Source organism: Shinella daejeonensis, assembly GCF_024281235.1.
Lineage (GTDB): Bacteria > Pseudomonadota > Alphaproteobacteria > Rhizobiales > Rhizobiaceae > Shinella > Shinella daejeonensis.
In genome coordinates this window covers 427,355-448,442 of sequence record NZ_JAHWXY010000003.1, presented here as the reverse complement: position 1 = coordinate 448,442, position 21,088 = coordinate 427,355, and the positions used below count along the sequence as shown (strand labels likewise).

Below are 21,088 nucleotides of genomic sequence, written 5' to 3'. Positions count from 1 at the left end.
GGATCATTGGCAAGATGATCGCGGGTGGCACTGGGCGCGTGCTTCACACCCACAGAAACAGTTAAAGAAGAGTCTTCTATAGAGTGTCGGTGCCGATTTGCGCCTGATGTCCCGATACTGCGTGCGCCTGATGTCCCGATTGCGTCCACAGGGTTATCCACAGTGCCTGTGGATAGTTTTGCGGGGAGAAAGCGCAGCAGTTCTCGCCCGTCCTGCCACTCGATCTGGAGACGATAACCGGGCAGAGATTGGCGGGCTGCAATCCGGCGCAGATCGAGCGCGAAGTCAGACGGCCGTGCGAGGCTGCCAGATTTATGGTGCAGGTGAGAAAACTCGAATACCCAGCCCTCGGGCTGATGTCCGGCATGCTTGCGGGCGACGCGATAGAGCCAGCGCTCGATGCCACCTTTCAGCCGGAAATATGCCGGGTCGATTGCCAGAACCAGCGAGCGATCGATGACGCTCTGATAGAGCCATTCGGGCAGGACGAACTCCATGCCCTCGACGCGGCCCCTGCGCGTCGTCATCTCTTCCCATTCGTTGATCCATGAGAATTGGCGGCGCCGCCAATGCGCGCCATTGCGGATGCTGGTCGCGATGACGGTCGATTGCAGCCGCGCGAGTGCGGCCTTCAGCAGAAGATAGTCGCGGTTTCCGGTGGACCGGCCGACCGCGCGCAGGAGCTGATAGGGCATGAAGCGAAAGAAGCGCGAGGTGGGAAAGCCGGCGTTCTCGGCCGCGACGATCTGGGACGCCGCCCAGATCAGCACATCGGCATCCCAGATGGTCGCCATGCCGTGCTCGGGCATGGCGAGCACCTGCACCTCCACATCGGCGGCCTTGTAGAGAATGGGCCTGGTGCGCGGGGATTTGGCCAGCGAGAAGAACGGTCGTTCCATCAGGTCGCGCTGATCGCGCGGCGCGGCGTCTCCGGTGGCTACGACGAATGGGTCGAGGTGGCTGCGCTCGCTGACAGCATCGCGCCTCGACGGTTTATGATCGTTGGTGCACAGCATTCAGAGTTCACCCCTCTCGGCAGGGGTGAGCGGACGCGCCGGAAAGACCGTACCGGCATTTTGGTCGCGCGTGGATTTCCGCGAGCCGACTGCGCTCCAGGCCTCCAGATCGTGCAGGGTGTAAAGGACGCGCCCGCCGATCTTCCGATAGACGGGCCCAGTTCCATAGGTCCGGTGTTTTTCGAGGGTGCGCAGCGAGATACCGAGGAAGCGTGCAGCTTCCTGGGTGCGAAGCAGGCGCGGCGGCAGGTCGGCTTTGCGGCCGTGGGTCATGGGATCGCCTCCGGTTGGTCAGACAGACAGGCCGTCGCGGGGACGGCGGACTGTGGCGAACCATGGCGAGGCACCGGCGGCGTGTAGCGTGCCGCATTTGCGACCACTCGCTGGCGGCACCCCCTCCAAGACGGGGCTGGCACGGAAAAAGACGTGAGATTTCAGAGGCGAGATGGCTGCCCCGTCGAATTGCCGAAGACAATCCTGCGCGGTTCAGCTATGAATGTAGATGGAGCAGACGCACTGCTCCGGGGGCGTCGAAACCCCTGACTAGCGGTTGGTGTCGGCCGTGACGACACCAAACTCCTTGACCCTATGGTCGGGGAGCCCATGGCGTATGTCCAGGGCTACCCGCCTAAAGGCCATGGGGCCGTCTAGTCACGGTTTCGAACTTCCCGATCACCAGGTCAAAGGGGCCAGTTGCGGGGGCGCACCGCAAGCAAGGCAATTCTTCGGATGGGGAGTGAAATGAAAACACCCACTGAACTCGATCCCGATGTCGATGACGTCGCGCCGACCGGCGATCAGATCACGCCGTATGACGAGCAGCATTTTGTGACCTACCTTCGGCTGCTCGATGCCAAGGCCGAAGATGCCGATTGGAAGGAAGTGGCGCAGATCGTTCTGCACCGCGATCCTGCTGCCGAGGAGCTTCAAACCTACCGCTGCTGGCAAAGCCACCTGGAACGCGCGCAATGGCTTTCGCGTGAAGGCTATAAACGGATTCTGGAGCAGGCCGCTGCAAACAAGGCGTGATGCTGAGATCCCAGTGTCAGGACTTGCCCGGCTTGACCGGGTAGTGAAGCAGCAGACGATAGCCTCCCCGCATCATCCTGATGCCATGCTTGACCAGACGGCGCGCCTTGTTCTTGCGCGGGTCGTTCTCAAAATCTTCTTTCGTCCCCTGAAAGCCGAGCAGGACTTCGGCAATGGCGCGATAGCTCTCACCGCGCAGTTTCGCGTCCAGCGCGCGCAAGGACAGGATGTGCCATTCGCGCAATTGATCTGGGAGCGTGCCGATGGCCGGGCCTGGCGGGCGGCGTGTCAGGGAGCGCCACAGTCGTCTTGCCGCGTGGATACGCAATTCCAGAAAGCTGTCCAGCGGCAAAGTCACCGCGTAGCTGGCTGCTGTGTCCGGTGTGCCATCCGGCAACCAGAATTGGTGCGCTATTCCGTCTAGACGCCATATGCCGTGCCAGCCGTCAGTCGCTCGGCGAAGCTCCAGACCATCAAGATGCGCCAGCGTGAACAAGGAGCTGCCGTGAGCTCCATCGGCCTCGACCTCTGATAACCTCACTGCTTGTGGCTGGAGTTTTGGCGACCATATTATGGTCTGCTGTTCATGCGGCTCGTCGGGATTGCTGGGGAAATCGCACACCCCAACGCTCGACGAACGCCTCCAGATGTCCGGAAGCCGACTGCTTACTCGCCGCCAGAGCCCTGTATTCCTGGCGGTATTCGTTGTTGCGGCGAAGGTATTCCCAGGCGAAACCGGCGGCCGGCAGATTCCTAGTGTGCCTGTAAGCCGCCGGAGTACGCCAATCGATGCTGAGCATGGCGCTTCCTCCCTATGTCGGGCGCGCAAGCGCTGCCCGCATAAAGATCATTCGGTACGTCCGGCCACAGGGGTAGCCCTCGTTGAGAGATAACTGGTCCGCGTAACCCGATCAGTGCCCCAATGCGTTCCGACAATGCTTGCATTGTCCTGCGAGCCGGGCCCCGCCCGGCGAGCGTGTTTTTCCAACGCGATGCCGAATGGACGCGCGAAAGCCGCCGTCCCGGCTGGGACGGCGGCGGCGACTTGCGGCCATACAATTTTTTTATGGGCGAAGCGAGCGCCAGGCGTCTTGAGTTCCTGCACGGCGGTATGACAGGCGGCGGCAATGGAACGGATGCCATAGGTAATTCAGCGGCTCGAAACCGTTCCACCAATCGGCATCGATGTCACCGCAACGGCCCTCGAACAGCACTTCTCCGCTTGCGAGGTGAAGCCTGAAATCCATCGGAAGGGCTGCGGCCTGTTTCGGTTCTCCGCGTGCCGGAATGCCATTCGCGTCCTCGCCCAAGCCTATGCAGCCGCCATGGTGATCAACCGTAACAATCCGGCGCATTGTGAGGTCCTTTTCGTAAAATGGTGGCATGATGGCGCCCGCCCCATCGACGAGCGCCGGTGCAAAGGGGCTATGCGGCCACCCGGTGGTGTTGCAGCTCCGCAAGGCGCTTTCTGGCGGTGTGATAGTGGGCGTTGTCCAATTCGATGCCGGTCCAGTTACGCCCAGTCTGCTGCGCGGCCGCCAGGGTCGAACCGCTGCCGCTGAACGGGTCCAGCACTAAATCGCCGGGCTTCGTGAACGCCTCGATAAGCGGCGTCAAGGCTTCGACGGGTTTCTGCGTCGGATGCAGCCGGTTGCCGGTATAAGGAAAGTCCAGCACGTCAGGGATAGGCTGGGCGGGCAAAGTCGGATTACCCTTTGCCAGCAAATAAGCCTGTTCGTGCTGATAGCGAAGGAAGCGCGTTGATGACGCATAACGCTTGCGGAAAACAAGATGCCCGACAACTCGGAAGCCTGCCGCCTTCCATGCGTCCATGAAAAGATCGACTTTGTTCCACCCATAAAAGCTGACGCAAAAGCCGCCGTCCTTCAAAACGCGGTGCATCTGAGTGAACGCCGGGCGAAGCCAGCGGCCGTTATCGTCGTTGGCAATAGTGCGGCCCTGCCGGTCGCGGAAGTTCGTCACATAGGGCGGGTCGGTCAGGATGAAATCCACCGATGCGCGGTCAAAGGACCGCATCACGTCGATGCAATCGCCATTGAAAATGACATTGCTGGGGGTGTTGGCTGTGTTGGTCATATCTCTAATCCTTCCGGTTTGGGTTCAGAGCCGCGAAGCGCGCGCTCCTGAACCCTTGCCCGTCGGCGAGACCGGGGGGTGAAAGGTGCAAGAGCGATCGGGATGGAGGGGGATCACCCGGCCTGCACGTAACGGAGGAACGAAGTGGAGGAAGGCCGGGGAAACCGTCCCGGTCGAGCGTCAGCGATCCCTTGCGCCGCGCTCGGGGGCGGCGTCCCCAAGCCTTTGAATAGAGTCGGCGGAAGCAACGGCGATGATTTAGTGACCGTATGCGGTCAAGCTTGGTGCGCCGCCGCTGATCTGATTATCCCGGCAGTCCCGATTTCACTTAAAATCCCGCGTTCTGACCCTGATGGCGTCGATATGCAGGTCGCGCACATACATATCGCGCGTTCTCGACACCTTGGGTGGCTGACCGCGGGGATCTGGCGAGGACGATCCGTGGTGGAATTCATCGCCACGACCATGCGGCAGCGGAAAGGCGGCGTCCCGCTGCCCGATGCTCGCCAGTTCCCGTGACAGATCGGTGATCCTATGCGCGACGAGATGCACAACCTCGCCCTCGCGCTGGATACGGCCCTTCACGGCGATCATGCCCGAGGACAGGATGATACGGCGGAACTTCTCAAACACCTTGGTCCAGACGACGAGATTGGCGATGCCGGTTTCATCTTCCACGGTTACGAACATCACCCCTTTGGCCGAGCCGGGACGCTGGCGAACGAGAACGATCCCGGCCGCTTCCAGCCATCGCCCATCGCGTGACCCCATGGCCTCGGCACAGGAGACGATCCGACGTCTCGCGAGATCAGCACGCAGGAAGGAAACCGGATGGCGGCGCAGCGACAGGCCGGTATGGCTGTAGTCCTCGACCACCTCGCGCCCGGCAGCCATGGCGCGCAAGCTGATCGCAGGCTCTTTGACCTCCGCAATGGTCGCGCCCGCCCGCGCTGAGGCGGCGGCGAAGAGCGGCAGTTCTTCATCGCGCAGGCCCTTGATGGCCCAAAGCGCCTCCCGACGGGCGAGGCCAAAGGCCGGACGAAAACCATCGGCTTCGGCGATTCTCGTCAATGCCGCGACCGGAACGCCGCAACGGCGCCAAAGGTCGTCAACCGATGTGAAGGGCTGATCGGCCCGTGCGGCGGCAATGGCGCCGGCATGGGCATTGGCCAGCCCCTTGACCATGCGCAGACCAAGGCGCACCGCGAAGCGAGTTTCGTCGCCGGCCGGCTCCAGCGTGCAGTCCCAGCGGGAGGCATTAACGCAGACCGGACGCACCTCGACGCCATGATCGCGCGCATCGCGAACAATCTGCGCCGGGGCATAGAAGCCCATGGGCTGAGAGTTCAAAAGCGCGGCGCAGAAGGCATCGGGGTGCCAGCATTTCAACCAAGCCGACGCATAGGCCACGAGTGCGAAGGATGCGGCATGGCTCTCGGGGAAACCGTAGGAGCCGAAGCCCTCCAACTGCCGGAAGGTGCGTTCGGCAAACTCTTGTTCATAGCCATTGGCCACCATGCCCTCGATCAGCTTGTCGCGGAACTTCGAGACCCCGCCGGTGAACTTGAAGGTCGCCATGCTCTTGCGCAGCAGGTCGGCTTCGCCGGGGGTGAAGCCCGCGCATTCGATGGCCACGCGCATGGCCTGTTCCTGAAACAAGGGCACGCCCAACGTTTTTCCCAGCACCTTCTCCAGCTCCGGCGTTGGGTAATGAACCTCTTCCAGCCCTTCGCGGCGGCGGAGATAGGGATGAACCATGTCACCCTGGATTGGTCCGGGCCGGACGATGGCGACTTGCACCACGAGGTCGTAATAGGTGCGTGGTTTCAGGCGAGGCAGCATCGACATCTGCGCGCGAGACTCGATCTGGAATGTGCCGAGCGTGTCCGCCTTGCGGATCATGGCATAGGTGCGTGGGTCTTCGGCCGGGATCGTCGCCAGATCGAGTTCGATCCCCTTGTGCTCCGCAATCAGGTCGAGCCCCTTGCGCATACAGGTCAGCATGCCGAGCGCCAGCACATCCACCTTCATGAAACACAGGGCGTCGATATCGTCCTTATCCCATTCGATGATCTGGCGATCCGCCATGGCGGCAGGTTCGATCGGCACAAGATCATCGAGCCGGTCGTGGGTCAGGACGAAACCGCCGGGATGCTGCGACAGATGGCGCGGCGCACCGCGGAGCTGGGCAGCCAGTTCCAGGGTCAGACGCAGGCGTCGATCTTCGGGGTTGAGGTTCAGCTCACGGATCTGCTGATCCGAGACGCCGGTTTCCGACCAGGCCCAGAGCTGGCCGGACAGGGACTGGATCAGATCCTCGGGCAGGCCCATGGCCTTGCCGACATCACGCAGCGCTCCCTTGGAGCGATAGCGGATGACGGTGGCGGTCAGCGCGGCATGCTCTCGGCCATAATGATTATAGACCCACTGGATGACCTCTTCGCGTCGCTCGTGCTCGAAATCCACGTCGATGTCGGGTGGCTCGCGACGTTCTTCGGAAACGAAGCGCTCGAACAGGAGATCGTTGCGGCCGGGATCAATGGCGGTGATGCCCAGAACATAACAGACGGCGGAGTTCGCCGCCGAGCCACGCCCCTGGCAGAGGATGCCCTTCGAACGCGCGAAGCGGACAATGCTGTTCACGGTCAGAAAATAGGGAGCATATTCGAGCTTGCCGATCAGGGTCAGCTCATGGCGCAGGGCCGCCGTCACCTCATCCGGAACGCCTTCGGGATATCGGGTTGCCGCGCCCTCCCAGGTCAGGCGCTCCAGCGTTTGCTGCGGGGTCAGGGTCGGATCGGCCCGTTCCTCGGGATATTGGTAGCGGAGTTCGTCAAGACTGAAGGTGCAGCGCCGCGCGATCTCCAGCGTTCGCGCCAAAGCCTCGGGCCAGCGGGCGAACAGGCGGTACATCTCGGCGGGCGGCTTGAGATAGCGGTCGGCATGGGGCTCCCGCCGAAGACCGAGGGCGTCTATTGTCGTGCTGTGGCGGATGGCCGTCACCACATCCTGCAACATGCGGCGACCGGGCTCGTGGAACAGCACGTCATTGGTCACGACGGTCGGCACCCGCGCCTGCTGCGCCAGTTGTGACAGTTCCCACAGCCGCATCTGGTCATTGGGGCGGCGTCGCAGTGTCAGCGCCAGATAGGCGCGGTCCCCGAACGCCTCGCGCAGGCGGCGCAGGCGCAGGGCACAGTCCTCATCGGCGAGGTCCGGTACCAGTACCGCGATCAGACCCTCGCCATAGGCGACGAGATCAGCCCATTCGAGATGGCATCCCCCTTTACCGGCCCGTCCCTTGCCGAGCGTCATCAGACGGCACAGCCGCGACCAGGCCGCGCGGTCGGTGGGATAGACCAGCACCGACATGCCGCAGGCCAGATCAAGGCGACAGCCGACGATCAGCCGGACTCCGGTGGCCTTCGCCGCCTCATGCGCACGGACGATCCCTGCGACGGAGTTGCGGTCCACGACAGCGAGTGCCTCGATCCCCATGAGGGCGGCGGTTGCGAACAACTCCTCGGCCGAGGAAGCACCGCGGAGGAAGGAGAATTGCGACGTCACCTGCAATTCGGCATAGCGCGGGCCATTGTTCGGAGCGTCCGTCATCCGAAGATTCCATGCAGGAACCAGCGATGCGAGCCGGTGGCAGCATCCTCGCCATCGCCGGCGCGGAAGATCCAGAAACGCTCGCCGGCGTCATCCTCGATGCGGAAATAATCGCGCACCGCAACCAGTTCGGCGTCGCGCTTCCACCATTCGCCGAACACCCGCTCGGGGCCGTCGGCCCGGCGCACCCGCCGACGCACACCGCGCCAGGAGAACCAGTTCGGCGGATGGTCGGGCAGAAGCGCCATGGTCTCGATTGGCTCTGGCCGCATCAAGAGCCGCGACGGACGCGGCCAGTGATCCGGCCAGCTTGCGCCTGTCTCCTCGGCCAAGGCCGGGATGCGGCGGACAGATCGTTCCGGCACATCGCTGGCGACGGGGGCAAAGCGATAGATCGCTCGCGCTCCGACCCGGTTGGCCAGCGTGTCGATCAGGCCCGAAAGATCAGATTCCGGCGTATCGATCAGCGAAGTGACCGCCTGCCGCGCCTCCAGAGGCTCGGTGATGGTGGCCGCAAGCGACATGATCTCAATGCCGAGGCCGGGATCGATGGTTTCGATCTTGTCGCAAAGCAGCCGGGTCAGCCGTTTCGGATCGCGAACCGGCCGGGCCAGCCCGATGCGGACCGTCTCGATGCGGTTGTCGATGCGATGGCACAGCAGATCGAGCCTGCGCGCGCCCAGGCCGCGTTCTTCCAGACTAGCGCAGAGGGAGACAACTAGCTTGCCGATATAGCGCGCGATGGTCTCGGCCGCACCGATCGGCTCGGCAAAACTGCGCCTCGCTTCGATCATGTCTTCGGGACGGACGGGCGTGATCGGCTCTGCGGCCAGCCCAAGCGCCTGGTCGAGCCTGCGTCCGAGTTCCGGACCGAACCTGCGGGTGAGCGGCGCGCGGGGCTGACCGATCAGATCACCTATGGAGTTGAAACCCAGATCGCGCAGCCCAGCCGGGATGGAAGGCGGCAGGCGAAGCGCCTCCAGCGGCAAAGGCGCCAACATGGCCTCTGCCTTTCCCGGCTCGGAGATCAGGATCGGATCGGCCCGGTATCGGGCGAGCGCATGGGCGGCGCCCCAAGTGTCGGCCATGGCGGCGCGGGCAGCAACACCCGAAAGGGTCAGCCGACCGATAAGCGCATCCAGCATGGCAGCCTCGCCGCCGTGTAAATGGTCGGCGCCGGTGGACTCAATGACGATGCCGTCCGGTAGATCGACAGCAACGATGGGGCTGAAGCGCTGCAATACCCAGAGGGCGAGACGCTCCAGGCCTTCCGCATCGGCCTTGGGGTCGGCGGGTTCGATGGCCAGCCCCGGCACCAGCGCCTGCGCCTTGGTGACAGGCATCCCGACCCGCAGTCCGAGCGTTTTTGCCGCCGCATCTGCCGCAGTGACGATGCGCCGGTTCCGGTCTCGCCCGACGAGGACCAGAGGCGCTTCAACCGGCAGCGCTGTGTCGCCAGTCTTCCGCCGCAGCCGGTCTGTCGGCCATGTCGGCAGGAAGACCGAGATGACCCGAGCCATCGCACGCCTCCAGTTCAATATCGAGGGATTCCCCCGCACGGGCGCGGATCAGCTCGATGAGCCAGCGCGCGCGTCCGACGCCCGGAACCGGCAAGGGTTGCGACGGAAGCACTGACACCCGCCACCGCGTCATCGCCGCCGTCGGCTGCCCAAAATCGCTAGCCTCGGCTTGCCGTCGCCAGCGCCGCAGGGCGATGCCTATGGTCCCGCTCTCCTTCGCGGCCAGATGCAGCCGCCGCGAAGCGGTCATAGGCAGGCGGGCGACATCGGCGACCACCGCGCCGAGTCCGCCATGCCGCAACCCTTCCTCCATGCAGGCAAGAACCGACTTGTCGTCCCCGGCCTCGACATGGATGACGCGATCAGGGGCGAGGCCAGCCTGTTCCAGTCCCGGCGCGAACAGATCCTGCTGCGCGACACACCACAGAACCTTGCCAGGTGTTCTAGCGGCTATCCCGGCCACGAAACAGGCGGCTGCCGCACCGTCGACAGCGCCATTCCCGCCGCCCGCCACCTCATGCAGGCAGCCAAGCGCCAGTCCGCCACCCGGCAACCTCCGATCCAGAACCGGCACGCCGAAGGGCAGAACCTCCCGCGTGCGCGCACCATCTCCCTCCAACTGCGTGATACGTTCACGCAGCGCCAGAATGGCTGGATTGAGGGGGCGCGTAGTCATGCGCGTTTGGTGCTCCGAGGGTTGTCACTGTGGATTCTCGCTGTTATGTTCCTTATTTGTTCTCATTTTCGCCAGGAGTCAATCTGAGTCCGGCGAGATGTGAACGACAGGCCCGTTCGAGGTCTTTATTATGGGAGCAGAGTAAAACCGGAGGATCGGGCTTGTGTAATCTCTACAATCTGACGACGAACCAGCAGGCGATCCGGGATTTCGTGGCAGCAACCCATGACAGCCTCGGCAATCTTGAACCGTCGCTGGATGTTTATCCTGATCGTCCGGCGCCGGTTGTTCGCAACATCGACGGCAACAGAGAACTGGCCTCCCTGACCTGGGGCATGCCGACACCGGCCGAACACCTGAAGTCACCCGAGGCGCCCGACACAGGCGTCACCAATGTCCGCAAGACGTGGATAAGACATTGGCAGCAATGGCTTGGAATCGAAAACCGATGCGTGGTCCCGGCCACGGCCTTCTCGGAATACGGACAGACGCCTGACCCCGTGACGAGGCGCAAACCGCTTTACTGGTTCGCTCTGGACGACAGCCAGCCGCTGTTCTTCTTCGCCGGCATCTGGACGCGTTGGGAAGGCGTTCGCGGATCGAACCGGACCCCGCGTCCCGGCCAGCATGAACTGTTCGCCTTTCTCACCACCGAGCCGAACAACATCGTGAAGCCGATCCACCCCAAAGCCATGCCTGTGATCCTGACCAGCCGGGAGGACGTCGAGACCTGGCTGGGGGCAGACTGGCATGAGGCAAAGACGCTGCAACGCCCGCTCGATGACGACCTGCTTGAGCTCATCGAAAAGCCCACTCCTGAGGCTGGCTGAGCATTTTCCATGTCGGGGCACGCAGAACAGATCGAGGAGAGGGATGATCGGGAGGGCATGGTCCGCAAGATCATCCATGTCGATATGGATGCCTTCTATGCCTCGGTCGAACAGCGCGACAATCCCGAGCTGCGCGGCAAGCCGGTCGCGGTCGGCGGTTCAGCCGCGCGCGGCGTGGTGGCCGCAGCAAGTTATGAAGCGCGCGAATATGGTGTGCGATCGGCGATGCCGTCGGTCACGGCGAAGCGGCGTTGCCCCGATCTGGTTTTCGTGAAGCCCCGCTTCGAAGTCTACCGCGCCGTCTCGGCGCAAATCCGTGAGATCTTCGCTGAGCACACCGACCTGATCGAGCCCCTGTCGCTGGATGAAGCCTATCTCGATGTCACCGAGAACAAGCAGGGCATCCCTGCCGCAACCGAGATCGCTCAGATAATCCGCAACAGGATCAAGGAGGTGACGGGCCTCAATGCATCAGCCGGGATCAGCTATTGCAAGTTTCTCGCCAAGATGGCGAGCGACCTGAACAAGCCCAACGGCCAGGCCGTCATCACTCCGGCGCGCGGCCCGCAGTTCGTGGCCGAGCTGCCGGTCAAGAAATTCCACGGGGTCGGCCCTGCCACGGCAGCGAAGATGGAGCGCCTTGGCATTGTGACCGGCGCTGATCTCAGGGAGAAATCGCCGGAATTCCTGCGGGAGCATTTCGGGAAATCCGGCGGCTGGTACTATCGTGTCTCGCGAGGCATCGATAATCGGCCGGTGGAGCCGAATCGCGAAAGAAAATCGATTGGCGCCGAGGACACGTTCGACGCGGACATCTTCATGCTCGACCAGGCCAAGGCGGAGATCGCCGCACTGTCAGCGAAGGTCTGGCGAAGCTGTGAGGCCAAGGGGTTGACCGGGCGGACGGTGACGTTGAAGGTGAAATATGCTGATTTCCAGCAGATCACGCGCAGCCGGACCGCTGAAATACCCATCCGAAACGACAAGGATCTTGAGAGCGTAGCCTCTCAGCTCCTCACCCCGCTGTTCCCGACAGTGAAAGGTATCCGCCTGCTGGGCGTCACATTGTCATCACTGATGCAGAGCAGCGCTGAGCAAAATGATCGACAGCTCAGCCTGCGGCTTCTTTAGCGTCTTTACAGATCATCACTGTTCGTGGGCCTGAAAAATCGCGCGGAACAGCTTTTCTGGCTGCCTGACGCCTTCGATGGTCAAGACTACGGATTTTGCTTCGCCGACTGGATTGCTGATGAACCCCTTCTCATGAAGCCTGTTCATCGCTTCCCAATCAAAACTTTTTCACGATCGGCCGTCATGATCGCGTGAGAGGAAGATCAGCGCTAAGACTGCATCGCCGATTTTCCAAGAGGAGGTGGCACGTTCACTGTCGTAGTCTATACAAAGGTCAGTATCGCTGCGAAAATCTGGTAAGCGCTGAGCTAGGGGGAGGTGAGATGGGAGTTAATAAGGGCAGTGATGGTGCGGTGTCGACAACAGTCCGGCCTCTGCACCTATTGACCACCGACATCCTGCTAGCCGACCTGATTTCGGGACGAGCGATTTCCACCAACGAGGGGCACTCTTTAGCTGTCGCGACGGACCATGCCCGATCAGTACTCAATTGGTATCGAAGCAACCGCAAGTGGGCTGGCAACGTGATGGCCACCGACTGCGAGGCGATCATCGACGCTATTGCCAACGTAGCTCCCACACTTGCTACCCCGGTTTCGGCTTCGAGCCGAGCAGTGCAACACCTGAAGCTGGTAAAGCTCGTGGCACATCGCTTTGCCGGCCTTCATGCCTATGGGACCGCCACCAGCGCACCCGACGATTTTGTTTTCGAGCCAGTGAAACCCATCACTATGTTTGAAGGGTGGAACGGATCCGGCAAGACTTCGCTTGTGAATGCCATAATCTGGTGCTTGACAGGGCAATTGCTGCGCCCGCAGCGGCTGCCCGAGGGCGGTGATCGCGATTTTGATTGCATCATTGATCGGGATGTGGACCCGACCAAGCATATAATCAGCCCTGTTACTCCGCTGCCGCATGCCAACGACTGGACGCCCGACGCATCGGCAAAGTCGATCCCGGCGGATACTTGGGTAGAACTAACCTTCGCCGATGTGGGCGGTAACCTGCTTCCGCCGGTGCGGCGCACGCAGACCCGTAAGACGAACGGAAAGTTGGTTGAGGAGGGGCCGGACATCGCGACCCTTGGTGTCGACCCTATCGCGTTTCGGCTGGGCACCTCTATGCCGGGGATTCTTCCCTTTCTCCAAATCGGTAGCAGCTCTGAACTGGGTGTCGCGATTGCCAAGTTGACAGGGCTCGCGGACTTAGTCGATCTGGCACGTCATGCGGGGAAAGCGAGCAAGAAGATCGCCGGTGATATAACGAAAGAGCGCAAGAATGAGCTCGATCGGATCGACGACGGTTTTGCCGAGCACAGGCGTGACCTCGAAGCGCGGATCGAGGAGTTTCCGGCGATGAGACCGGCAGATGCTCTTCCCAACGCAGCAGACGAGAGTGCAGCGGAAGTCGTTATTCGACTTCAGATCCATTTCGAGAAACTTAAGGCCGAGGGGCTCGCCGACGCACGGGAGGTTTTGGGAGATAGTTTTGATCCGGAGGTCGCCAGCCAACGCAAGGACCTGGAGGAGAATATCGGGCCGGCGATCGAGCAACTCCGGATGGTGCGCACGCTTCCCAGCATCGAGCGGATCGGGAAACTCGTGCTGGACGCTGAGGCAATCGCGAAGGCTCGCGATTTGCTCAAGACACTGCGAACCGAGGCATCGATGCTTTCGGAACTTGCGGACAATCCGACGCTGGCCCGTCGAACCCAGCTCTATGCGCGCGTCGCGACCTGGATGGCCGAACAGGGGGAGACGCAGGAAGACCATTGCGCCGTCTGTCGGCATTCACTTGCGGGCGTGATCGATCCCGATACCAACATGGCAGTTGCGGAACATATACGACAAGTGCGCGACGATGGCGAACTCGTCGCGCAGACGATCGCCCAGTGGGAACGTCGATGGTCGGGAACATTGTCGCGCGACTTGCCGGAAGCGCTTCGCGCAGAGATGGAGCGCGATCTGCCAAAGCACCCTGGCGCACTGCTCGATACGGGACTCAAAGAAGAACTGTTCGCCACCGACGGCTTCCGCGGCACGCTGCGGGCGTTACAACCTCTAGCCAAAGAGCTGGTTGAGGCGGCAACGGCTGCGCTGCCGCCGTTTGAAGAACCGGAGAGCGAGGCCCTGCCGGAAAATATGGTCGCCGAAGTTGGCAAGCTCCCGATCATGATCGCCAGAATCGAACGCGCCTTGGCCTTTGCCGAGTGGATGGCAGCAAATCCTGGTGCCTTGCGGTCTGCATTAGAGAAGGTTCGCAATGGTGGAGGCACGGCAGCAGGGGAAGTCGTTGTGGGGATGCAGGAACATGCCGCTTCTATCGGCGGAAGCCTCAGTCGCCTTGACGAGATCGTGAAAGGAGTAGCACCTATCTCGGCCGCGATCACCCTCACAGACCGGCTCGACGCTTCGCTCAAGTCACGGCAGACAAAACTTGCGCGGATCGAGGCTTGTGGCCAGTGTGCCAAGGCGCTAGACGAAATTGTTCCCATCGGCGCGCTGGCACAGGAGCAAGTGGAGGGCTTGCGGCGCCAACTCCATGATCGCGCGGAATATTGGCGTGATCAGATCTACCAGAACGCCACGTCGTTTGCGCCTAAGCCACTAGCCTCAGGGATGAGTGCACAGGGCGTCATCGACATTCAAGTGGGGCGAGGTATTGTTCGCGCTCCTGCCCAACACGTGTCAAATTCCTCTGCGCTGCGCGCGGGGTTGATGGCCTTCTACCTCGCGTTCCGGGAATATGTGCTGAAGACCAGTGGTGGCCTAACGATCTTGGTGCTCGATGACCCGCAGGATCTGCTCGATTATGATAATCGACAGCGTCTAGCCCGAGCGTTTACCCAACTCGCGAGTGACGGCGCTCAGATTGTCACCACGACACATGATCGCAGCTTTGCGCGGACGCTGGTACAGGAATCCCGGCCCGCCGATTTGATCGCGCATCGGTCCGTCCACCCGGTGAATATCTCGCGTGCCACGCTCGAGACGTCGCTTGCTGTCGATGAACTGGACCGGAAACGTCAGCTATTCATCGCAAATCCCGACGTCGCATCTTACGCGCAGGACTATGCGAACGAAGCCAGGATCTTCATCGAAGCAAGACTCGGTGACCTCTTTGATGATCCTGCCTATCCTGCACACTCCGCGCCGACCAAGGCACCGACACTGGTGCCGCTGTTCGACCGACTGAAAGCATTGGTCAGCGGTCGCTCGAATGAATTGTTCCGCAGCCCGGTGTTGAATGATTTTTGCAACGATCAGGCGATGACTGCTGGCGCCGACACACGGCGCATCCTGAACACTTCACACCACGACAAGGCGTCGATCAGCTATGCTGATGTCGAGCGTGTTGATGGCGACCTGAAGCGTCTCCGTGCTGGCGTCGAGCGCGTTCACGGCGAATTCCGCCGCTATCGCTGGCGTGAGCCACTGACCGAAGCGCTACCAACTAATGTCGTGACGTTAATCCCGGTCAAGGTACCGGCGTTCAGCATTCCCGTCAGACAAGATATCGCGGCGTTCACCGGCCATCTCCCGTTGGGAGAAAGCCAGGTAGCCGAGTGCGAAATTTTTTCGAGCAGTTGGTTCGACGATAAGGCCCTGTTTTACATAAGGCACGACACGATGGGTTTCGCGATGCCGGCTGGATCCGTAGCTATCGTCGAGGCGGAGCCTTCGCCAGCGCGCGACCATAGTTTGGTCGTCGCTCGGCGTGGAAAGCAGGCTTATGCCCGTCGTCTCCTGCGTCCCAGAAATGGCGAGGGCTTTTCACTCGCTGCCGAAGCGACCGACCCAAGGAAAAGTCGTCCTACCCTAGCCTTCGAGGATCATGGTATTGATGTGCATCGTGTCGTAGGCCTTCTGCTCAGTCATCTGCCGCCGCCCCATGGCCGTGAAGAGGCCATCGAAATCGAAAGCGATCCGATCCTCGCCAAAGTAGAGGTGGCTTATCGGGTGCGGGAAGAAAGCGCGGTTCCACTTGCGCTTCCGGGTCAGACGATACTGGGAGGAAAAGTGCTGACGGCGGGGGAATTGTCGGCGCTTGAGGGACAGGTCGTCGCGCTAACTCTGGATGACGGCACGAGCATCCTGAAGCGGGTCGGATCTCAAGTGACCTCCGCCTTCCCGTATCTGCGCCAATTTGAGACGATCGGCGGTCTCGGCGAATCTGTCGTCATTGCGACCGAAAGCATTGAGGGAGCACCGAACATGCCGATCATGGCATATGCTCGGCCGATCATCGGCGTGATCTACGATCACTGACGGAGCCTGCGTTCGGAAAACGCAGGAAGTTCAGGCAAAATGCGGAGCTTCCAGTGTTTTCGAAGACCGCGATATGCTAGTGTTAGAAATGCCTTCAAATAAGATCACTAGGACAGTAACTGCGGACACCGCAACTCTGCTGCAGGCAGGGGAAGGTGATCGCGCGGACTTCAAGCGCGGCCCTGACGGAGTGTCTGCTGAAGACTTGGTCGCGTTCGCCAACGCGGGTGGCGGAGCCATCCTTGCCGGCGTCGACGAACGCGCCAACGATGGAGGCGCACAGGTCGGCGTCGTGGTGGGATGTGATGTTGGCGATGGAACGATACTCCAGATAGCCAACAAAGCTTTGGGGTGCATCCCTCCGGTCGCTATCGATGTCAGCATCGAAAATGACGACGGCAAGCCGTTTTTGCGAATCGATATCCCGAGCAGCGCCACGAAGCCACACTGCACTCCCAAGGGTATCTACTGCACGCGTGATGGGCGACGTAATCGCGCACTGCATCCAACCGAGCTTCTGAAAATCTTCCTCGAAAGCGAAGCGCGCGCATTCGCCGAGCGGTTTGAGGCCGCAGCAGGCCGTATAACAAAGGAACTCGGTCAGCTCGAAGCTTCTTTAGATGTCAGCATCCAGAGCATGGCCGATCAACTCGGCTGGGCTGACAGCAAGCTTGGCGATACCGAAAGCGCTCTCGACACCATCCAAGCTTACGTCACTCGCATCAACTCAGAAACCAACGATATTGCCTCGAGACTTCGAACGATTTTCCGTCAGGACAAGCGCGATGATCCCGTCACGGAGCGTGAGCGGACCAAGCTTCGTGACGAGTTAGTCGACCAACTTCTAAACGATAGAAAGCTTCTGGACGTCATCGCGAAAGGCACCGCCAACTTCACGATCAATGCTAAGGGTAAGGCCGCAGAAGAGCTGACGAAGGAAGATCTCCACCCAATTTTCAAGGGCGCGCTCAAGATCGCCGTCGACAAGGTCGAGAAGGAGAAATACTCGGTTCAAATCAAGAAGCCCGGCGAATGTACCAAAAACGAACTCGATGATTTCGCGCTCCTCGTAAAGAAGGGAGGTGAAGTCGCGGATGGCATTGAGGCTCGTCTCAAGAGGGCGGATGTCTTGGGCTTCATTCGATATGAGAAGGCAATTGTTGGCGTCGGGGCTCTTAAGAAACCGGCTCTCGCTTACCGAAACGGTGTTTTTCAGAAGGCGCAGGCTACGGCCAATTCTGGTGACTTCACGCGTGAAATAGGATGGCTCTTCGTCGAGCAAAAGCATCGCGGAAAGCAGACCCGGAACCTCATCACGAGCCTGCTAGATGCGGCGCGTGCCAAACTCGTTTACGCGACGACGCGGAAGGCGAATGAGAAATTACAACGCATCCTCAAGCATCATGGCTTCGTCCAGAATGGCGTTGCGTACCCCTCGACTGAAAATCCCAGCGAAGAAATCATCCTCCTGACACAGATCTCCAGACCGCCATCTCAAAGAAAGGATGGCATAGGCCGAGTTCAACACGATCATGAGGCAAAGCGCGGTGCGCCTCAATAATCAATAGGCTGACGAGCATCCTTGGACAGCCCGGTCCCGAACTCTGTCATTACGGCAGAGCTTTCCGCTTGGAGCGTCACCACGGTTCCCGTAAGCGAGTGGCAAGAATGGAGGCGCAAAGCAGAAGTCCTTATTTAGGAGGGATATAGAGGGCTATGGAGTAGGTATCGTGCCCATCGGTATCCCGCATGGCCCGCCATTGACGGTAAAGGAATTCCTTGGAATTATTGATCGCGCATTCGATTGTCTCCAAGAATCTGCTTGCGGATTTAAAGGGGTTATGTTGCTAAACTTTCCCCTGTTTTGTGGTGCGACTGTTTCGGCATAATGCGGCGAACAACCACCGCACTTCGTAATGTGTCCTGCTTGACACAAGAGTACGAGACTGGAATGGAACGGATGACTCCGTAATCGCGTCGCTTCTCACCATGCGCGTGGTTGGGCAAAAACACTCTAAGAGAGAAATATGTCCTCACAACTTTATCCTGCTCTCTACGGGCCGAAGGACGGTTACGTCTTCGTCGTCACTTATGGGCGTTCGGGCTCGACGTTGACGCAGAATCTGCTCAATGCCATTCCGGGCTACAGCATCCGGGGAGAGAACGGAAATCTGACCTATTTCCTTTCGCAAGCCATTTATATGGTCGACCAGAACGACATGTACACATGGCGCCGTGAAGATCGCGCGAAGACGCCCGAGGAGCGCCGTGACTATCTGAAGAATATTTTGGGAGAAGTATTCGATCCATGGGCCGGAGCGGAAAGCGTGGACCCGGACGACTTCCGCCTGTCGCTTATGAACCTGTTTGTGGAAAAAATTCTTCAGCCTGAAAAAGGCTGCCGGGTGAGTGGTTTCAAAGAAATCCGATTTCATTCGGATCCACGCTTTTTTGCAAGCCACATGGCCTATTTGCGCAATAGCTTCCCCAAGGCCCGCTTTCTTTTCCAGACCCGCGATCACGAAGCCGTCAGTAAATCCAGCTGGTGGGCGAAGACACCCAAACCTCGGGTGCTCGAACAGTTGCGCAACGCGGAGAAGATGTTCACCGAGTTTTCGGAGCAGAATCCTGAAATCTGCTTTACGATCGAATACGAACGCTATGCCGAAGGCGTAAGCTACGTTCAGCAGATCTACCGGTTCCTCGGCGAGGAAATTCCGGATACCGAGATCGAGAAGACCCTCGGTCAGAAACTGCGGCACTGACCGGCCGTTTCTCAGGGCCGGTCCGAAACGGCGTCCGGTTCGAGCCGGGCCTTTGCGGCCTGGGGCGGATCGTCATGCCCCATGAACGCCACCAGCGCGGGCTCGGCTGAAAAATAATCCGCGAGGAAGGATATTCCCCGGTCCGTCAGGTGCTGGTTGTCCCAGAACAGCAGCCGGAGCGCTTCGTCCTGTTGCGCGACCAGACACCATTGCGGGCTACAGAAGCGCGCCAGCTTGGGAATGAACGGCCATCCGTTTTCATCCGCCCAGGCAGCAAGCCAGGTCTCCTTGGCGCGGGCGTCGCTGCGGGCGTTGACCGCCTTGTAGCCGAGATAGATCGCGCCGTCTTCCTCGCGGCTTTCCCGATGATGAAACACCATGTTCGGCACCGCGGTCCTCGAAATCGGCGACGCGCCGATCACGGCGACCGGTACGGCGAGATTTTTCAGGATCTCGGCGGTGTCGGCCAGATAGGGCTGCCCCCGTTCCGGCCAGCTCGACGCCAGGACGATGGCGGACACGCGCCCCGCGACGGTGGCTTCCAGGGTGGCGCGCAATCCGGGAAAACATCCCGGCATGGTCGCCGGCGGACAGCCCGACGCGTGATAGAGGATGAAATCGGTCTCGGGAAACGCCCGGCGCAGCGCATGATAGACGTCCCGGCCGTGGCTGTCGCCGATGACCATCACGGCAGACGGGTAGGGCGCGGAGGATATGCAGCGGATGGCCGATGCCGCCGCGGCGTCCGCAGCCACGCCGTCAAGCGAGCACTGGTAACCGGCCAGATCGTCGCCGGACATGTGGACGAGCTTGAGATACCGTTCCTTTTCCCGGCCGACGATATCGTGCCGCTCGCGGTAATCCGAAAACGGAAGCCCCTCGCGGAGCTGCTGGCCATAGATACTCTGGGCGGCGAAGGCGACGACGGCGGCGGCCGGCAGAAGCGACGAGACGGCGATGATCCGTGGCGGCGAACGCCATTCCGGCCTGATCTGGGGCGGCCGTTCGATATAGCGATAGCTCACCGCCGAAAGCACGATCGACAGCGCCGCCATGCTGAGGAGCACCGCATCGTTTACGCGGTCGGCGTAGAGGACCGCGATGACGATGAGAGGCCAGTGCCAGAGATAGATCGAGTAGGAGCGCAATCCCAGCCAGCTTGCGGGCCGCGATGACATGAGCCGGAGAACCGGATCGCGCGCGGCGTGGGGCGCGGCCAGGAACAGCATGGAGCCGATGACCGGAAGCAGGGCGCCGTGTCCCGGAAAATAGCTGTAACGATCGAGCGTGAAAGCGGTCCAGAGGATCAGCCCGAGACCGGCGGCGCGCGCAAGCGCGGTTTTCCAGGCGGGCGTATCGCCCCTGTCCGAAACCCACAGGGCGACGAGGCCCCCGGCCGCGAATTCCCAGAAGCGCGGCGCCGTCAGGAAGAACGCCGCCTCGCGGCTGACGGTCATCAGGTATTCCGCCGCGAGGAACGACAGCCCGGAAAGCGCAAGAAGCATCAGGGAGATACGGTTTCGATTCCGGCCGCAAAGACCGATGAGGACGGGCGTGACGACATAAAACTGGAACTCCACGCCCAATGACCATGTGTGGAGAAAGAGCAGTTCCGACGCATCGGTGCCGAAGTAGTCGGAGGCATTCAGGAAAACGTGGTTTGAAACGAAGAACGCGGCGCCGAGGAGGCCGTCCAGCGTTTCCAGGAAACGTTGCTGCCCCAGCAGGAGAAAGCCCGCGGCCGCCGCCACGACCATCGGCGGGATCATCGCGGGAACCAGCCGCCGCAGCCGGCGCAGCATGAATTGCCTGTAGGAGAACGTTCCGGCGATCCGGGCGGAGCAGATCATCGGTATGATCAGGTAGCCCGATATCACGAAGAAGACATCGACACCGATGAAGCCGCCGCGAAAGTCTTTTAACTGCGCATGATAGAGAACGACGAGAAGGACGGCGAGGGCTCGTAATCCATCGATATCCGGTCGACGTCCCGAGGATGCGTAGTTCATCTTTTCCCCTTAAACGACCGCCGGCGCCGCGATGACGGATCCGAAAAAAGACCTTCATCCCGAGTATCGGTCATTCTTCGTCTTGCTACACTGTTTCCATAAGGTTTCGGCTGGATACGGTCAATCGGCACCGGG

The 21,088-nt window shown here is 60.9% G+C and carries 16 protein-coding genes and 1 pseudogene; 6 read left to right on the top strand and 11 right to left on the bottom strand.

The window, feature by feature from the left end:
- Window positions 1-1,016 (bottom strand): replication initiator protein A (locus KYK29_RS12735; RefSeq protein ID WP_254691267.1); only part of this gene is annotated, 1,016 nt, incomplete at its 3' end.
- Complete coding sequence (locus KYK29_RS12730; protein ID WP_254691266.1) at window positions 1,017-1,289, bottom strand: helix-turn-helix transcriptional regulator; 273 nt, start codon at window positions 1,287-1,289, stop codon at window positions 1,017-1,019.
- A 468-nt stretch (window positions 1,290-1,757) separates the two neighbouring features.
- Between KYK29_RS12730 and KYK29_RS12725 the strand changes: the two genes are divergently transcribed.
- Window positions 1,758-2,045, top strand: coding sequence for a DNA -binding domain-containing protein (locus tag KYK29_RS12725; protein ID WP_254691265.1), 288 nt, complete (start codon window positions 1,758-1,760; stop codon window positions 2,043-2,045).
- 16 nt (window positions 2,046-2,061) lie between these two features.
- On the opposite strand, the gene KYK29_RS12720 is transcribed toward KYK29_RS12725, so the two are convergent.
- From KYK29_RS12720 to KYK29_RS12690, 7 genes are all read right to left on the bottom strand, one after another.
- Window positions 2,062-2,541 (bottom strand): DUF2285 domain-containing protein, encoded by a 480-nt coding sequence (locus tag KYK29_RS12720; protein ID WP_254691264.1) that lies wholly within the window; start codon window positions 2,539-2,541, stop codon window positions 2,062-2,064.
- Between the two features lie 88 nt (window positions 2,542-2,629).
- Window positions 2,630-2,845, bottom strand: coding sequence for a transcriptional regulator domain-containing protein (locus KYK29_RS12715; protein WP_254691263.1), 216 nt, complete (start codon window positions 2,843-2,845; stop codon window positions 2,630-2,632).
- Between the two features lie 264 nt (window positions 2,846-3,109).
- Entirely contained in the window at window positions 3,110-3,400 is a 291-nt protein-coding gene (locus tag KYK29_RS12710) for a hypothetical protein (protein ID WP_254691262.1), read from the bottom strand.
- Window positions 3,401-3,470: 70 nt separating this feature from the next.
- Window positions 3,471-4,142, bottom strand: coding sequence for a DNA methyltransferase (locus KYK29_RS12705; protein ID WP_254691261.1), 672 nt, complete (start codon window positions 4,140-4,142; stop codon window positions 3,471-3,473).
- A 324-nt stretch (window positions 4,143-4,466) separates the two neighbouring features.
- The gene (locus KYK29_RS12700) at window positions 4,467-7,754 is read right to left on the bottom strand and encodes an error-prone DNA polymerase (RefSeq protein WP_254691260.1); all 3,288 of its coding nucleotides are present in this window, start codon (window positions 7,752-7,754) and stop codon (window positions 4,467-4,469) included.
- Window positions 7,751-9,274 carry a Y-family DNA polymerase gene (locus tag KYK29_RS12695; RefSeq protein ID WP_254691259.1) on the bottom strand — a complete coding sequence of 508 codons (1,524 nt, stop codon included), beginning with the start codon at window positions 9,272-9,274 and terminating at the stop codon, window positions 7,751-7,753. Before KYK29_RS12695 ends, KYK29_RS12700 begins: the two co-directional genes overlap by 4 nt.
- On the bottom strand, window positions 9,189-9,950 hold the full coding sequence (locus tag KYK29_RS12690) for an ImuA family protein (RefSeq protein ID WP_254691258.1): 762 nt from the start codon (window positions 9,948-9,950) through the stop codon (window positions 9,189-9,191). The genes KYK29_RS12695 and KYK29_RS12690 overlap by 86 nt, the downstream gene beginning before the upstream one ends.
- Before the next feature lie 161 nt (window positions 9,951-10,111).
- Between KYK29_RS12690 and KYK29_RS12685 the strand changes: the two genes are divergently transcribed.
- Together KYK29_RS12685 and dinB are read left to right on the top strand one after the other, a co-directional pair.
- On the top strand, window positions 10,112-10,780 hold the full coding sequence (locus KYK29_RS12685) for an SOS response-associated peptidase (RefSeq protein WP_254691257.1): 669 nt from the start codon (window positions 10,112-10,114) through the stop codon (window positions 10,778-10,780).
- Window positions 10,781-10,837: 57 nt separating this feature from the next.
- The gene (gene dinB / locus KYK29_RS12680) at window positions 10,838-11,911 is read left to right on the top strand and encodes a DNA polymerase IV (RefSeq protein WP_254691256.1); all 1,074 of its coding nucleotides are present in this window, start codon (window positions 10,838-10,840) and stop codon (window positions 11,909-11,911) included.
- A 15-nt stretch (window positions 11,912-11,926) separates the two neighbouring features.
- Here the strand turns inward: dinB and KYK29_RS22630 are convergent.
- Window positions 11,927-12,067, bottom strand: a pseudogene (locus tag KYK29_RS22630) (DUF6429 family protein); the annotation flags it as partial.
- Window positions 12,068-12,234: 167 nt separating this feature from the next.
- Here KYK29_RS22630 and KYK29_RS12670 point away from each other — a divergent pair.
- The 3 genes from KYK29_RS12670 to KYK29_RS12660 all read left to right on the top strand — a co-directional run bounded on the left by KYK29_RS12670 (window position 12,235) and on the right by KYK29_RS12660 (window position 18,944).
- On the top strand, window positions 12,235-16,179 hold the full coding sequence (locus tag KYK29_RS12670; RefSeq protein ID WP_254691255.1) for an ATP-binding protein: 3,945 nt from the start codon (window positions 12,235-12,237) through the stop codon (window positions 16,177-16,179).
- Between the two features lie 73 nt (window positions 16,180-16,252).
- Window positions 16,253-17,740, top strand: a complete 1,488-nt coding sequence (locus KYK29_RS12665; protein ID WP_254691254.1) for an ATP-binding protein — start codon at window positions 16,253-16,255, stop codon at window positions 17,738-17,740.
- A 466-nt stretch (window positions 17,741-18,206) separates the two neighbouring features.
- Window positions 18,207-18,944, top strand: coding sequence for a sulfotransferase (locus KYK29_RS12660; protein WP_254691253.1), 738 nt, complete (start codon window positions 18,207-18,209; stop codon window positions 18,942-18,944).
- A gap of 11 nt (window positions 18,945-18,955) precedes the next feature.
- On the opposite strand, the gene KYK29_RS12655 is transcribed toward KYK29_RS12660, so the two are convergent.
- Window positions 18,956-20,953, bottom strand: a complete 1,998-nt coding sequence (locus tag KYK29_RS12655; RefSeq protein WP_254691252.1) for an acyltransferase family protein — start codon at window positions 20,951-20,953, stop codon at window positions 18,956-18,958.
- Between the last annotated feature and the right edge of the window lie 135 nt (window positions 20,954-21,088).

Excerpts from the sequence above, each read along its gene's own strand:
- KYK29_RS12730 (WP_254691266.1), bottom strand. The coding sequence starts at position 1,289 with ATGACCCACGGCCGCAAAGCCGACCTGCCGCCGCGCCTGCTTCGCACC.
- KYK29_RS12725 (WP_254691265.1), top strand. The coding sequence starts at position 1,758 with ATGAAAACACCCACTGAACTCGATCCCGATGTCGATGACGTCGCGCCG.
- KYK29_RS12715 (WP_254691263.1), bottom strand. The coding sequence starts at position 2,845 with ATGCTCAGCATCGATTGGCGTACTCCGGCGGCTTACAGGCACACTAGG.
- KYK29_RS12710 (WP_254691262.1), bottom strand. The coding sequence starts at position 3,400 with ATGCGCCGGATTGTTACGGTTGATCACCATGGCGGCTGCATAGGCTTG.
- KYK29_RS12705 (WP_254691261.1), bottom strand. The coding sequence starts at position 4,142 with ATGACCAACACAGCCAACACCCCCAGCAATGTCATTTTCAATGGCGAT.
- KYK29_RS12700 (WP_254691260.1), bottom strand. The coding sequence starts at position 7,754 with ATGACGGACGCTCCGAACAATGGCCCGCGCTATGCCGAATTGCAGGTG.
- KYK29_RS12695 (WP_254691259.1), bottom strand. The coding sequence starts at position 9,274 with ATGGCTCGGGTCATCTCGGTCTTCCTGCCGACATGGCCGACAGACCGG.
- KYK29_RS12690 (WP_254691258.1), bottom strand. The coding sequence starts at position 9,950 with ATGACTACGCGCCCCCTCAATCCAGCCATTCTGGCGCTGCGTGAACGT.
- dinB (WP_254691256.1), top strand. The coding sequence starts at position 10,838 with ATGGTCCGCAAGATCATCCATGTCGATATGGATGCCTTCTATGCCTCG.
- KYK29_RS12670 (WP_254691255.1), top strand. The coding sequence starts at position 12,235 with ATGGGAGTTAATAAGGGCAGTGATGGTGCGGTGTCGACAACAGTCCGG.
- KYK29_RS12665 (WP_254691254.1), top strand. The coding sequence starts at position 16,253 with ATGCTAGTGTTAGAAATGCCTTCAAATAAGATCACTAGGACAGTAACT.
- KYK29_RS12660 (WP_254691253.1), top strand. The coding sequence starts at position 18,207 with ATGTCCTCACAACTTTATCCTGCTCTCTACGGGCCGAAGGACGGTTAC.
- KYK29_RS12655 (WP_254691252.1), bottom strand. The coding sequence starts at position 20,953 with ATGAACTACGCATCCTCGGGACGTCGACCGGATATCGATGGATTACGA.